Annotated in this window: 12 protein-coding genes and 1 pseudogene; 3 read left to right on the forward strand and 10 right to left on the reverse strand. The window is 71.5% G+C overall.

Features of this window, described 5'->3' with window-relative positions; genetic code table 11:
- Positions 1 to 15: 15 nt before the first annotated feature.
- The 5 genes and pseudogenes from MRBLWS13_RS05550 to MRBLWS13_RS05570 all read right to left on the reverse strand — a co-directional run bounded on the left by MRBLWS13_RS05550 (position 16) and on the right by MRBLWS13_RS05570 (position 4,628).
- A complete protein-coding gene (locus MRBLWS13_RS05550; RefSeq protein WP_349428028.1) occupies positions 16 to 1,551 on the reverse strand; it encodes an ATP-dependent DNA ligase in 1,536 nt (511 codons plus the stop codon).
- A gap of 52 nt (positions 1,552 to 1,603) precedes the next feature.
- Positions 1,604 to 2,596: a DUF1731 domain-containing protein gene (locus MRBLWS13_RS05555; RefSeq protein WP_349428029.1), complete on the reverse strand. Its 993-nt coding sequence runs from the start codon at positions 2,594 to 2,596 to the stop codon at positions 1,604 to 1,606.
- Positions 2,593 to 2,995, reverse strand: a pseudogene (locus MRBLWS13_RS05560) (hypothetical protein). The gene MRBLWS13_RS05555 and the pseudogene MRBLWS13_RS05560 overlap by 4 nt, the downstream one beginning before the upstream one ends.
- Complete coding sequence (locus MRBLWS13_RS05565; protein WP_349428030.1) at positions 2,992 to 3,756, reverse strand: LLM class flavin-dependent oxidoreductase; 765 nt, start codon at positions 3,754 to 3,756, stop codon at positions 2,992 to 2,994. The pseudogene MRBLWS13_RS05560 and the gene MRBLWS13_RS05565 overlap by 4 nt, the downstream one beginning before the upstream one ends.
- The gene (locus tag MRBLWS13_RS05570) at positions 3,753 to 4,628 is read right to left on the reverse strand and encodes an LLM class flavin-dependent oxidoreductase (RefSeq protein WP_349428031.1); all 876 of its coding nucleotides are present in this window, start codon (positions 4,626 to 4,628) and stop codon (positions 3,753 to 3,755) included. Before MRBLWS13_RS05570 ends, MRBLWS13_RS05565 begins: the two co-directional genes overlap by 4 nt.
- Positions 4,629 to 4,741: 113 nt before the next feature.
- Between MRBLWS13_RS05570 and MRBLWS13_RS05575 the strand changes: the two genes are divergently transcribed.
- Positions 4,742 to 5,461: a DUF72 domain-containing protein gene (locus MRBLWS13_RS05575; protein WP_349428032.1), complete on the forward strand. Its 720-nt coding sequence runs from the start codon at positions 4,742 to 4,744 to the stop codon at positions 5,459 to 5,461.
- Between the two features lie 98 nt (positions 5,462 to 5,559).
- Here the strand turns inward: MRBLWS13_RS05575 and MRBLWS13_RS05580 are convergent, their stop codons facing one another.
- A complete protein-coding gene (locus MRBLWS13_RS05580) occupies positions 5,560 to 8,121 on the reverse strand; it encodes an ATP-dependent Clp protease ATP-binding subunit (RefSeq protein WP_349428033.1) in 2,562 nt (853 codons plus the stop codon).
- A 192-nt stretch (positions 8,122 to 8,313) separates the two neighbouring features.
- Here MRBLWS13_RS05580 and MRBLWS13_RS05585 point away from each other — a divergent pair, with 192 nt between their 5' ends.
- Positions 8,314 to 8,685: a GNAT family N-acetyltransferase gene (locus tag MRBLWS13_RS05585; protein WP_349428034.1), complete on the forward strand. Its 372-nt coding sequence runs from the start codon at positions 8,314 to 8,316 to the stop codon at positions 8,683 to 8,685.
- 28 nt (positions 8,686 to 8,713) lie between these two features.
- On the opposite strand, the gene MRBLWS13_RS05590 is transcribed toward MRBLWS13_RS05585, so the two are convergent.
- Together MRBLWS13_RS05590 and MRBLWS13_RS05595 are read right to left on the reverse strand one after the other, a co-directional pair.
- On the reverse strand, positions 8,714 to 9,178 hold the full coding sequence (locus tag MRBLWS13_RS05590; protein ID WP_349428035.1) for a DUF3817 domain-containing protein: 465 nt from the start codon (positions 9,176 to 9,178) through the stop codon (positions 8,714 to 8,716).
- Positions 9,179 to 9,219: 41 nt separating this feature from the next.
- Positions 9,220 to 9,651: a helix-turn-helix domain-containing protein gene (locus MRBLWS13_RS05595; protein WP_349428036.1), complete on the reverse strand. Its 432-nt coding sequence runs from the start codon at positions 9,649 to 9,651 to the stop codon at positions 9,220 to 9,222.
- 83 nt (positions 9,652 to 9,734) lie between these two features.
- Between MRBLWS13_RS05595 and MRBLWS13_RS05600 the strand changes: the two genes are divergently transcribed.
- Positions 9,735 to 10,844: a methyltransferase gene (locus MRBLWS13_RS05600; RefSeq protein WP_349428037.1), complete on the forward strand. Its 1,110-nt coding sequence runs from the start codon at positions 9,735 to 9,737 to the stop codon at positions 10,842 to 10,844.
- Between the two features lie 23 nt (positions 10,845 to 10,867).
- Here MRBLWS13_RS05600 and MRBLWS13_RS05605 read toward each other — a convergent pair whose 3' ends face one another.
- Together MRBLWS13_RS05605 and nrdF are read right to left on the reverse strand one after the other, a co-directional pair.
- Positions 10,868 to 11,557 (reverse strand): hypothetical protein, encoded by a 690-nt coding sequence (locus MRBLWS13_RS05605; protein ID WP_349428038.1) that lies wholly within the window; start codon positions 11,555 to 11,557, stop codon positions 10,868 to 10,870.
- Between the two features lie 391 nt (positions 11,558 to 11,948).
- Positions 11,949 to 12,926 (reverse strand): class 1b ribonucleoside-diphosphate reductase subunit beta, encoded by a 978-nt coding sequence (gene nrdF, locus MRBLWS13_RS05610; protein WP_349428039.1) that lies wholly within the window; start codon positions 12,924 to 12,926, stop codon positions 11,949 to 11,951.
- Positions 12,927 to 12,960: the final 34 nt, after the last annotated feature.

The raw sequence follows: 12,960 nt of genomic DNA on the forward strand, positions 1-12,960 counted from the left end.
CGGTGCCGCTCCCGCTCAGCCCCGCAGCAGTCCGCGCAGGCTCTCGATCGTGTCGGCTTCGTCGGCGCGCTTGTCGGGGCGGTAGCCCTTCACCCGTGCGAAGCGCAAGGCGACGCCGCCGGGGTAGCGCGTGGAGCGCTGCACGCCGTCGATGGCGATCTCGACGACGGTCTCGGGCCGCACGTGCACGGCGTACGAGGAGCGATGGCTCTCGATGGTCGGGAAGTACTCGGTCTGCCAGCGCAGGGTCGCGTCGGTCAGTCCCTTGAAGGTCTTGCCCACCATCACGAAGCCCCCGGGCTCGCCGAACGCCCCCTCGGGATCGCGTGCACCGAGGTGCAGATTCGAGAGCTGGCCGGTGCGCCGGCCCGAGCCCCACTCGACGGCGAGCACGACGAGGTCGTAGGTGAGCACGGGCTTGACCTTGAGCCAGCTCTTGCCGCGTCGCCCGGCAGCATAGGGCGCGTCGAGCGCCTTCACCATCACGCCCTCGTGCCCGGCGGCGAGGGCCTCGCGGGAGAACTCCTCGGCGCGCGTCGCGTCCTCGGTGACGATGCCGGGCATGCGGGCGTCGCCGACGGCGCTGTCGAGGAGCGCGAGGCGCGTCGACAGCGGCTCGTCGATGAGGTCGCGGCCGTCGAGGTGCAGGATGTCGAAGAACCACGGGCGGAGCACCACCGCGGCTGCATCGTCGGCGCCCAGCGACCCGAAGCGGGCCATGGTGTCCTGGAACGGGCGCGGCCCGCCGTCCTCGTCGAGTGACAGTGTCTCGCCGTCGAGGATCACCCGGTCGGCCGGGAGGTCCCGCACGGCCTGGACGATCTCGGGCACACGGTGGGTGATGTCGGCGAGGCTCCGGGTGAACACGCGCACGTCCTCGCCGTCGCGGTGCACCTGGATCCGCGCCCCGTCGAGCTTGTATTCGATGGATGCCGCTCCTCCGAGCGTCTCGAGCGCCTCGGTCGCCGAGCCCGCGGTCGAGGCGAGCATCGGCAGCACGCCGCGCCCCACCTCGAGCCCGATCGCGGCGAGCTCGTCTGGCGTGCCGGTGAGAGCGACGCGCGCCGTGGCGCCGAGGTCGCCCGATAGCATCGCGGCCCGGCGGACGGTGGCGGCGTCGCGTTCCGACGCCTTCGCGACGGCGTCGAGCAGCACCCCCTCGAGCGCCCCGGTGCGCAGTTCGCCGAGCATGACGCGGGCGAGGAAGTCCCACTCCTCCGCCGTGGCCGAACGGGCCAGTGCGTCGAGCGCGGCAGCACGCGCGGCGACCGAACCGGGGCCGTCCGCCCCCGCGAGACGATCGAGCGCCGCATCGACGTCGCCCACGGTGAGCGTCGGCTCGTCGGCGTGCGTCACCGCCAGGTTCGACAGGCTCCGCCATCCGACGCCGAGGCGACCCTGGCGGGGGCTCGCGGTCAGGAACCCGATGGCCGGCCCGACCTCGTCGGGATCGAGCAGGTGTAGGGCGTCGGACAGCGCGGCGACCTTGGCCAGTCGCGACGACGTCGAGGCCACGGCATCCGTCGCCGTCACGAGCTCGTGGAGCAGCATTCCCGCATTCTCCCATCCGGCCCCGACACGCACACGGTGGCGCCGCGCGGCCTCAGTGCCGCCGCCCGCTGAGAGACCCCACGACGTCGCGCAGGGCCGGCTCCAGGTGGGGGTACGTGAACTCGTAGCCCGCCCCGGTCAGAGTCTCGGGAGCCGCCCACCTGCTCTTGAGCACGAGCTCCGGCTCGGTTCTCAGCACCCACATCGCGGGTTCCAGCATGAAGCGCCAGGCGGGCAGCCCGATAGGCGCGCCCACGACGCGGCGGAGCGCCGCCATGAGCCCGCGGTTGTCGGAGGTGCCCGGTGCCGCGAGATTGACCGGCCCGGAGATCCTCGGGTCGTCCCGCACGAACCTCACCGCCCCGACGACGTCGTCGAGGTGGATCCAGCTGAAACGCTGACGGCCGCGGGAACGGTGGTGGGGCGCGCGACCGTCGCCGGTGGGATGCGCGCCGATTCCGCGATAGCGCCGATGCGGGAACCACCAGCCGTCGTACTGGGGCCCGCCGAGTCCGAGACGGGCCAGCCGCACCAGGCTGCGCGTCGCGGGCCCGTCGCCGAGGACGATCGCCATGCGCAGCGCGACGCGCCGCGTGGAGGGGAGGCTCCCCGCGAAGAACTCGTCCTCCCACCCGCGTGCGACGTCCACCGAGAAGCCGGCGCCCACTTCGCCGTCCTGCTCCGTCTGCGGCCGGTCGAGCGCGTAACGGTAGATGGTCGCGGTGCTCGCGTTGAGCCACAGCGGTGGCGGCGTGCCTGCGTCGCCGATCGCGGTGCGCAGTGTCCGCGTCGTCTGCACGCGCGACCGCAGGATCTCGTCGCGGTTCGCGTCGGTGTAGCGGCAGTTCACCGATTTCCCGGCGAGGTTCACCACGATCGCCGCGCCATCGACGAGCGCGCGGATTCCGTCTCTGTCGGTCCAGGACGCGTCGGCGCCGGCACGGCCGATGGTGCGCACGTCGTAGCCGTCGTCGGCGAACGCACGCGCGAGCGCCCGGCCGACGAACCCCGACGCGCCCGCGATGACGGCGACCGGCCGGCTCATCCGCGCCTGCCCGCCGCGGGCTCGCTGCTCCAGAGCGCCCAGACCACGAGCAGCGGCTGCAGCAGCAGTCGCACGAAGCGGGAGCGGTCGGTGCGCAGCATCGGGGCCGGGCGACCCGTGCGCCACTGATGGACGTTCCCCGGAAACACCGCCACGAAGAACGCCGCCACGGCCCAGCCGATCCGGCGGCGTTCGGCGGGGAGCGCGACGAGCGCGCCGCCGAGCATCAGCTCGACGACGCCGGAGGCGAGCACGATTGTGTCTTTGTCGGTGTGCAGCAGGCGCGTCGCCCAGTCCGGCACGACGATCCGGTAGCCGCGGCGCCCCCCAGGTCAGATGCGAGGCGCCCGCGACGACGAGGAGCGCGGCGAGCGCCCAGCGGGCGACGACCCGCGTCACGCGACGGCCTCGGCGACCGCGTCGATAAACCGCAGGTGGTCGTCCGCGCTGCCCGTCGGTGTGATCGCGCGCAGCACGACTTCGTCGACGCCGACGCGGTACGCGCCGACGCGGTCTCCCAGGTCGGTCGGGCGGATGACGGTGTCGGCGGCGGCGATGCCCAGGCGGGCGAAGTTGGCGGCGTACGCCGGGTATGCGGCGTAGCGCGAGGTCTCCTCGTCGAGTGCGGCGACCGCGGCGGCGTCGGCGGCCGTCCGCACGTACAGCGCGACATGGGTTCCGGGGGCGATCGCGTGCGCCTGTGCGGCCTGCGCGGTCGCGGCCGCCGGGGTCAGCCAACTCAGCAGGACGCCGTCGGATGCCGCAGCCCCGGCCCGCCGCATCCTCGGGCCGAGCGCTCCGACGACGACGCGCGCGTCGGTGCGCGTGCGCAGCTCGGTCGCGGCATCCGTCACCAGCTCCACCGCGCCGGTGCGCACCTGACCGGAGCCGATGCCGAGCACCAGGCGGGCGGTGGGCAGACCGGACGCCGCGGCCGCGATGTCGCCGGGCGTGCGGCGGTCGACGGGGATCACGCCGGTGGCGAGCACGAGGTGCTCGGTGACGGCAGCTGCCGCGGCGAGAACGGCCAGGGCGTCGTGCCCGGGCGTGTCGTTCACCCAGAGGCCGTGGAAGCCGGCCGCTTCCGCGGCGGGTGCGATCCGCTCTGCGAGGGCCGGGCCGGCCGCGGCCGCGATCCCGAGCGAGAGCTGCGCCGTCACGCGGCGTCCGTCCCGACCAGGCGGGCGACCTCGGCGGCTGCCCGGTAGAACTCGGCGATGTCGCCGCGGGAGGAGGGCAGGAGCACGAGGTCGTCGACACCGGCGTCGAAGAACCGCTGCGCGCCGGCGGCGACCTCTGCGGGGTCGCCCCAGAGCGCGCGCTGGGCGGGGTCGGGCTTGTCCCCCACGTCGGCGATCGCGCAGGCTTCGGATTCCGCGCCGAACGCCGTGACGACGTAGGCGACCACGTCGTGATGGCCGCCGCGCCCGGCAAGTACGCGCGCCTCGCGGATCGACGCGGTCGCCGTCGCGTACTCCTCTGCGGTGTGGCCGCTGTCGAGAACCGTCCCGTCGGCCACTTCGCCGCTCAGCCGGAGGGTCTTGGGGCCTTCCGCCGCCGCGTAGACGCGGGGCGGGGTCGTCGGCGCGTAGTCGAGCCGCACGCCGTCGAGCGTCACGTAGCGCCCTGCCGCGGTGACCTCGTCGCCGGCCAGCAGGCTCCGCAGCGCCGGCACGTACTCGCGCATGAGCGTCAGGGGCGATGCGACCCGCGCGCCGACCTGCCCCATCCAGTCCAGCACGCCGTGCCCGACCCCCGGCAGCAGTCGGCCGGGGAAGAGCCGCTCGACGGTGGCGAGCTCCATGGCGGTCGCCGCGACGTTGCGCAGCGGCATGGGCGCGATGCCGATCCCGATCCGCAGGGCCTCGGTCCAGGCGAGTGCCGCGCCCACCGTCGCGAACGCGGACTGCCGGAAGCAGTCCTCCCAGATCCACAGCTCCGGAAGACCCGACGACTCGGCGGCGAGGACGGCGTCGCGGAACTCGTCGGGAGCGTGGGTGTACGGGTTGAAGATCGCGCCGATGCGGGTCATGCACCCACTCTGTCAGCGGTCGCCGGCACGCGCATCTCAAGGGCGGCTAACGCGGCCGGCCCGCTGATGCAACCCCCGTGCCCGAGGCCGTTCTCGCCCGGCACGCTGGAGCGATGGCACGCATCGGGACGTCGGGATGGGTCTACTCGCATTGGCGGGGCGTGCTCTACCAGGGCCCTCAGCGCGACTGGCTCTCGCAGTACACCGCGGCGTTCGATGCGGTCGAGCTCAACGGCAGCTTCTACCGCTGGCCGGCCGATGCGAGGTTCGCGGCATGGCGGGAGCGGCTGCCGGAGGGATTCGAGATGGCCGTCAAGGCGCCCCGCGGCCTGACGCACGCGCGGCGGCTGCGCGAACCCGAGGTCTGGATCGAGCGCGTGACCCGCGGGCTGCATGAGCTCCGCGGTCGCCGCGGGCCCCTGATCGTCCAGCTGCATCCGGGCATGGAGCGGGACGACGCGCGCCTGGACCACTTCCTGAGCGCCCTGCCCGAGTGGACCCGGCCGGCGATCGAGTTCCGGCATCCGTCGTGGTCGGACGAGGCGGTGTTCGGGATGCTCGAGCGCCACGGCGCTGCCTACTGCGTCATGAGCGGGGCGCGGCTGCCGTGCATCCTCCGCGCCACCGCCCACCTCGTGTACGTGCGCCTGCACGGGCCCGACCCGGATCACCTGTACGGCGGCTCGTACTCCGACGAGGACCTCGCCTGGTGGGCCGAGCGCATCCGGGAATGGGAATCCGCCGGGCACGAGGTGCACGCCTACTTCAACAACGACGGGGAAGGGAACGCCGTCCGCAACGCCTGCACCCTGAAACGGATGCTGGGGACCTGACGCTTCGCCGGGGCGGCGTCCTTCGGCGCGACCGCCCTGGACATGGCGAGAGGCGCCGTGCCCGAAGCACGGCGCCTCTCGCCGAGGAGGTGCTCAGCTCACGCGGCGACCGCGAACGACTCGCCCGCGACCACCGACAGCCGGTCGCCCACGGCATCCACCGTCACGACCCCGCCGTCGACGAGCGCACCCGTCACGAACAGGTCGGCGATGCGGTCGTCCACCTCGCGCTGGATCAGGCGACGCAGCGGCCGGGCGCCGTACTCGGGCTCGTAGCCGTGCTCGGCGAGCCAGGTGACGGCGCCGTCGGTGACGACGAAGTCGACCTCGCGCTTGGCCAGCCGCGCCTCGGACGCGCCGAGCAGCAGTCGCACGATGCTCTGCAGCTGCGGCTTGTCGAGCTTGCGGAACAGCACGATCTCGTCGATGCGGTTGAGGAACTCGGGCCGCATCGCCTCGCGGAGCTTGCCGAACACGCGATCGCGCAGGTCCTTCTCCGAGCCGAACCCGGTCTCCCCTCCCCCATCGGGAAGGAAGCCGATGGCACCGCCCCGCGAGGCAAGGAACTCCGAGCCCAGGTTCGAAGTTATGACCACCACGGTGTTGCGGAAGTCGACCGTGCGCCCCTGGCCGTCGGTGAGCCGGCCGTCGTCGAGCACCTGCAGCAGCAGGTTGAACACGTCGGGGTGCGCCTTCTCGATCTCGTCGAACAGCACGATCGAGTACGGGTTGCGCCGCACGCGCTCGGTGAGCTGGCCGGCCTCGTCGTAGCCGACATATCCAGGAGGGGCGCCGACCAGGCGCGACACGGTGTGCCGCTCGCCGAACTCGCTCATGTCGAAGCGGATCACGGCGCTCTCGTCGTCGAACAGGCTCGCGGCGAGCGCCTTGGCGAGCTCCGTCTTCCCGACGCCGGTCGGGCCGAGGAAGAGGAACGAGCCCACCGGGCGGCGTGCGTCTCCCATGCCGGTCCTGTTGCGGCGCACGGCCTTCGCGACGGCGACCACGGCGTCGTCCTGCCCGATCACGCGGTCGTGCAACTCGTCCTCGAGGGACGCCAGCCGCTCGCGCTCGGTCTCGGTGAGACGGTTGACCGGGATGCCGGTGGCCCGGCTGATGACGGCCGCGATCTCCGGCTCGCCGACGACCGCGTCGACACGTGCGGCGGCGACGCCGGACGCCGTGGCCTGGTCGAGCTTGGCCTGCACCTCGGCGATCTGGTCGCGGATCCGCGACGCCTCCTCGTAGTGCTCGGCCGAGACCGCGGCGTTCTTGTCGGCCTCGAGGGTCGCGAGACGCTCGATCAGGCCGCTCACGTCCACCTTCGCACCGAGGCGCAGACGCAGCCGCGCACCGGCCTGATCGATGAGGTCGATGGCCTTGTCGGGCAGCACCCGCTCGGTGAGGTAGCGATCGCTGAGCTCGACGGCGGCGCGGAGGGCCTCGTCGGTGTACGCGATACCGTGGTGCTCCTCGTACGCGGGCTTCAGGCCCCGCAGGATGAGCACGGCGTCCTCGACGGACGGCTCGCCCACGCGCACCGGCTGGAAGCGGCGCTCGAGCGCGGGGTCCTTCTCGATGACGCGGTACTCCTTGAGCGTCGTCGCACCCACGAGGTGCAGCTCGCCGCGGGCGAGGCGGGGCTTGAGGATGTTGCCGGCGTCCATGCCGCCGTCGCCGGCGCCGCCGGCGCCGACCACGGTGTGCACCTCGTCGATGAAGACGATCAGCTCGCCCTTGTGGGCGGCGATCTCGTCCATCGTCTTCGTGAGGCGCTCCTCGAAGTCGCCGCGGTAGCGGGTTCCGGCCAGCATCGCGGGAAGGTCGAGCGCGACGACCCGCTTGCCGAGCAGCTGCTCGGGCACGCCCCCGTCCACGATCGCCTGCGCGAGTCCCTCGACGATCGCGGTCTTGCCGACGCCGGCCTCGCCGACCAGCACCGGGTTGTTCTTGGTGCGGCGGCTGAGGATCTCGATGGTCTGCTCGATCTCGTCGGCGCGCCCGATGACCGGGTCGAGGTCACCGGCGACCGCGCGGGCGGTGAGGTCGGTGCCGTAGGTGTCGAGCAGGGGGGTGTCGGATGCCGCGGCATCCGTTCCCGCCTCCGCCGCGGCGGCCGCGCCCGGCGTCACCGTCTCGCGGGCACCCTGCATCAGCGCCTCGGCGGTCACGCCGGCACGTGCCAGCACCTGGCCGGCGGGCGTGTCCTGCGCGAGCACGAGCGCGAAGAAGAGGTGCTCGGGGTCCACGTACGTCGAGCCCGACGAACGGGCGACCTGGAATGCGTGGAACAGCGCACGCTGCACGGACGCCGTGACCACGGCGCCGTCGATGTCCGCCGCGACGGAGGCTGCGGGCAGCCGCTCCTCGGTCGCGCGCGAGATCTCGTCGGGGTCGGCGCCGACGCGGCGCACCGCGTCACGGGCCGGGGCCTCGGCGACGAGGATCCGCAGGACGTGCAGGGCGTCGAGTTCCTGCTGGCCGCGGTCCAGCGCGTACTTGCCGGCACGCTGGAGCAGTTCCTGGGTGCGAGCGCCGAGGTAGCGGCTCAGGTCGATCGACCGCTCGGCACGCGCGCGCTCCCCCGCGAGGTAGCGTGCCAGGAACTCGTCGAACGAGCTCCCGTCGTCGCCGGCCTGGGGCGTGAAGTCTTCGGGCATTCCGTCTCTCCTGAAACTTGAGTGATCGAGCATCAAGTTTTGAACTTGATACACGCATTGTCAAGTTCAACGGCACCTGCCCGCGAGTATTCCCTCCTGTTTCGGACATGACTCCGGCCTGAGCCCGTGCCGGCGTCGGTGGGTCGGCGTAGCCTCGTCGGTCGGGGGAACCGCATCCCGGAGGAGAGAACCATGGACTGGAAGATCGAGCTCATCTTCGTGCCCGTCACCGACGTCGACAGGGCGAAGGAATTCTACGAGCGAATCGGATTCCACGCCGACCACGACCAGGTCCCCTTCGAGGGCCTCCGCTTCGTGCAGATGACGCCGCCCGGGTCGGCCTGCTCCATCGCGTTCGGCACCGGCCTCGGCAACGATCTCGAGCCGGGCCGCCAGAACACGATCCAGGTCGTCGTCCCCGATGCGGACGAGGCCCTGGCGCACCTGCGCGGCCTCGACGTGGAGGCACGAGGCGTCGATGAGCAGGGGTGGGGCCGGTTCGTGCAGTTCGACGACCCGGACGGCAACACCTGGACGCTGCAGCAGCTCCCGCCGCGCGACTGAGCCATCCGCCGCCCGAGCGCCGGCTGCGTCAGTCGCGACCTCCGGGCGGGCCGACGATCAGCAGCACCACGAAGAGCGCGACGACGGCGACAGCGATCAACGCGGCGAGCACCCAGGGGCGCCGCAGGAACCACCGCATGAGGCGGTCGTACCAGGCGCCGTCGCGCGGGTCGTCGGACGGCTCGAGCCGCCACGATCCCGCCAGCCGGCCGGTGCGCTGCAGCCATACCTCGGCCGGGATCGTGGCATACGGGATGACGGCGCTGACGAGCGCGATCACGGTCGGCCATGCGCGCCACCGGTTGTTCAGCGCGACGAGGATCGCCGTTGCGCCGTACGACAGGAAGACGAACCCGTGGATGCCGCCGCCGATCGTGACGCCGAGCGCCCAGCCGGTGGTGGCGCGGAGGAGGAGGCCGACGATGAGCAGGGTCCACGAGATCGCCTCGGCGATCGCGAGCGCGCGGAAGAGGGTGTAAGGAGTTCGGAACACACCTTCAGCCTAACTGAAAGGTCTTCAGCGAACCTGAAGGTTCACCCGTCCGATGGTCCTGCCTCCGCACCGAAAGGCTGCTCGTGCAGCCCTTCCAGGGCTGTCGCGAGGGCGGGGGCGCCCTCGCCGAGCGCGCCGTCGAGCGCCGCGAGCCGCTGCTGCGCCGACTCCAGCACGTCGCTCCCCCGCGCGGTGACCCGCAGGTCGGACGCCGAACCCGCGTGCTTCGTCGCATCGGCGACGAGTCCGTCGGCGACGAGGGTCTGCACGGCGGTGTGCGCGGACTGCACCGTGATCTGCGATCGACGGGCGAGCTCGCTGAACGAGATGCCCGGCGTCGCCTCGATGTGCGCGAGCAGCGCGTACTTGCGCGTGGTGAGGCCCAGGTCGCGCAGTTCTGCCCCCAGGCGCGCATCCCACACGGCGGCCACAGTCAGCAGCGAGATGACGGGACTGAACGCACGGTCTGGCACCGTTGAATGCTAGCCCCGCTGTCGCGCGACGGGGCGCATTCGCCGACCGCGCGAACGAGGCGAGGCCCGCTAGCGTGGGTACGGTGACGTTCTCGCTCGACGGACTGCGCCGATGGCCCGACGTCGAGGCTCCGGGCCTCGTGGCGACGGATGCCGCGGACCGGCTGCTCCTCGATGAATCGGCGTCCGCCCGGGCCGGCCTCGGTGACGGCGACCTCGCGGTGATCGGTGACGGCTACGGCGCGCTCACCCTGGCCGCGGCGGGGGACGGCGGGCGCGGCATCCGTGTCCACCAGGACCCGCTCACCGGCGAGCGGGCCCTCGCCGCGAACGCCGAGCGATTCGGGTTCGGCGGCACCTTCGCGTCACTGTCGCTCGCGCCCGGCGTGGTCCGCGACGCGCGGGTCGTGCTGGTGCGTCTGCCGCGATCGCTCGAGGCGCTGCGCGACATCGCGGGCCTCATCGCTGCGCACGCGGCGCCCGACGTCGTCGTCTTCGCCGGCGGGCGCGTGAAGCACATGACGCTCGCCATGAACGACGTGCTGCGCGAGAGCTTCGCGCGGCTCGACGTCAGCCACGCGCGCCAGAAGTCGCGCGTGCTGACGGCGCGCGAGCCCCACGACGGCCGCGACCCGTCGCCGGGTCGGGAGCGGCACGACGACATCGTCGTCTGCGCGTTCGGCGGCGCGTTCGCGGGCACCTCCATGGATATCGGCACCAGATTCCTGCTCGAGCAGCTCCCCGCCGTGTCCGACGACGGTGGGACGGTGATCGACTTCGCGTGCGGCACGGGAGTGGTCGCGGCCGCGCTGGCGCTGCGGAACCCCGGCCTGCGCGTCATCGCCTCCGATCAATCGGCCGCCGCCGTCGCATCGGCGGTCGCCACGGCGGAGGCGAACGGCGTCGGGGATCGCGTGGAGGTCATCCGCGACGACATGCTCGGGGCACAGCCGGACGCCAGTGCATCGTTCGTCGCACTCAACCCGCCCTTCCACTCCGGCGGCGCGGTGCACGAGGGCATCGCCCCGCGCATGTTCGCCGACGCGGCGCGCGTGCTGCGGCCCGGCGGCGAGCTGTGGACCGTGTGGAACTCGGGCCTGGGCTACCGGCCCGCGCTGGAACGCGTGGTCGGACCGACACGGCAGGTCGCCCGCAACACCAAGTTCACGGTGACGGTGTCGACGCGCCGGTGAAATTATCGACGCACCGCTGACGGTTACTCACTCGGCTCGGGCGAGGGCTCCGGTGTCGCATCGGGCGTCGGGCCGAACAGCACCCAGGTGTCGCCAGAGCACTCGTAGAACTGCACGGCGGCCGTGTCGATGAACACGTCGCCGTCTGCGGTGCAGTCCTCGTCGTCAGGTGCCGCGGTGCCCAGGGTGACCTGAGTCCCCGGCGCTCCCGGCGCTCCCGGCGCTCCGCTCGGCCCCTGGGCACCTTCCGCGCCCGGCGCCCCCTGCTCACCGGCAGGTCCCTGTTCACCGGCGGGTCCCTGCTCGCCGGTGAGGTTCTCGGCGGCCGAGTCTCGGATGTTGCCGACAAAGATCCAGTCGTCCTGGAACAGATAGACGTCGGCCGTGAGGATGTCGATGTAGACGTCGCCCTCGTACCCCTTGCCCGCCTCGGGCGCTCCGGAACCCGCCCGAACGGCCGAACCGGCAGGGAGGATCTCGGCGAGCGCCTCCTCATACTCGGGGGCGGCTGTCACCGAGGCGGACGGCGCGGGCGCGGGCGCGGCGGTATCCACCGATCGTGCCAGCCAGGACCCGAGGAACGCGGCGAAGAACGACAGCAGCACGAAGCCGATTCCGAACCACACGAGCGTGCTGCGCGTCACCGGAACCACCGCCGGCGCGGCCGCGACTGCGGGGGCAGGGGCCTCTGTCGAACCCGCATCATCGTCCACGGCACGTTCCCCTTCCATCGCGCGCACGGCCTGCAGCCGATCCCCATCACCGGGCTAGCTGTCATAACTGTAGGAACGCGGGCGCCCGGTGTCACCTGTTCCGGCGGAATTGGCCTCACACGAAGAGTTCCGTGGCGGGGAGCAGCTGCTCGGGGAATTGACCGGGGGGCCGACGCGAGAATGCCGGCACCCCCGGTAGCCGCGAGCTCGGGACCCACGGCCGGGGTGCCGGACCGGGGCTCCGGCGCATCCCCCACTCAAGAGACAGCATCGACGGCCGTCTATTACGCGACTTCGCGCGCCATTCTCACCGACGCCGAGCCGGCCACAAAGGAGAGGACGGATGCCGCGATCCGCGGCATCCGTCCTCCCGGTTGACTTCAGAACTGCGTCAGAAGTCCCAGTCCTCGTCTTCGGTGGCCTCGGCCTTGCCGATGACGTACGACGAGCCCGACCCCGAGAAGAAGTCGTGGTTCTCGTCGGCGTTCGGCGACAGGGCCGACAGGATCGCCGGGTTCACGTCGGTGACCGTCGAGGGGAACATCGCCTCGTAGCCCAGGTTCATGAGGGCCTTGTTGGCGTTGTAGTGCAGGAACTTCTTGACGTCCTCGGTGAGCCCGACGCCGTCGTAGAGGTCCTGCGTGTACTGGATCTCGTTGTCGTAGAGCTCGTAGAGCAGCGAGAACGTGTAGTCCTTGATGTCGTTGCGCGTGGCCTCGTCGACCTTCTCGAGTCCCTTCTGGAACTTGTAGCCGATGTAGTACCCGTGCACGGCCTCGTCGCGGATGATGAGGCGGATCAGGTCGGCAGTGTTGGTGAGCTTGGCGCGGCTCGACCAGTGCATCGGCAGGTAGAAGCCCGAGTAGAACAGGAAGCTCTCGAGCAGGGTCGAGGCGACCTTGCGCTTGAGGGGCTCGTCGCCGCGGTAATACTCCATGACGATCTGAGCCTTCTTCTGAAGGTTCGGGTTCTCGACCGACCAGCGGAAGGCCTCGTCGATCTCCTTCGTCGAGCACAGCGTGGAGAAGATCGACGAGTACGACTTGGCGTGCACCGACTCCATGAACGCGATGTTCGTGTAGACGGCCTCCTCGTGCGGGGTGATCGCATCGGGGATCAGCGAGACGGCGCCGACGGTGCCCTGGATCGTGTCGAGGAGCGTGAGCCCCGTGAACACGCGCATCGTCAGGGTCTGCTCGTCGGGGGTGAGCGTGTTCCACGACTGGATGTCGTTCGACAGCGGCACCTTCTCGGGCAGCCAGAAGTTGTTCACGAGGCGATTCCAGACCTCGAGGTCCTTGTCGTCCTCGATGCGGTTCCAGTTGATCGCCTGCACGTGCGAGAGCAGCTTGAGCGGTTCGGGAGTCATTTCATTCTTCTTTCGGTCCCTGAGGATGTCGCAG

Origin of the sequence: Microbacterium sp. LWS13-1.2 (genome assembly GCF_040144835.1) — a bacterium.
In the GTDB taxonomy this organism is placed as follows: Bacteria; Actinomycetota; Actinomycetes; order Actinomycetales; family Microbacteriaceae; genus Microbacterium.

Bases quoted from the DNA above. Each gene is read 5' to 3' on its own strand.
- MRBLWS13_RS05555 (WP_349428029.1), bottom strand. From the start codon at position 2,596: ATGAGCCGGCCGGTCGCCGTCATCGCGGGCGCGTCGGGGTTCGTCGGC.
- nrdF (WP_349428039.1), bottom strand. From the start codon at position 12,926: ATGACTCCCGAACCGCTCAAGCTGCTCTCGCACGTGCAGGCGATCAAC.
- MRBLWS13_RS05550 (WP_349428028.1), bottom strand. From the start codon at position 1,551: ATGCTGCTCCACGAGCTCGTGACGGCGACGGATGCCGTGGCCTCGACG.
- MRBLWS13_RS05585 (WP_349428034.1), top strand. From the start codon at position 8,314: ATGGACTGGAAGATCGAGCTCATCTTCGTGCCCGTCACCGACGTCGAC.
- MRBLWS13_RS05570 (WP_349428031.1), bottom strand. From the start codon at position 4,628: ATGACCCGCATCGGCGCGATCTTCAACCCGTACACCCACGCTCCCGAC.
- MRBLWS13_RS05575 (WP_349428032.1), top strand. From the start codon at position 4,742: ATGGCACGCATCGGGACGTCGGGATGGGTCTACTCGCATTGGCGGGGC.
- MRBLWS13_RS05580 (WP_349428033.1), bottom strand. From the start codon at position 8,121: ATGCCCGAAGACTTCACGCCCCAGGCCGGCGACGACGGGAGCTCGTTC.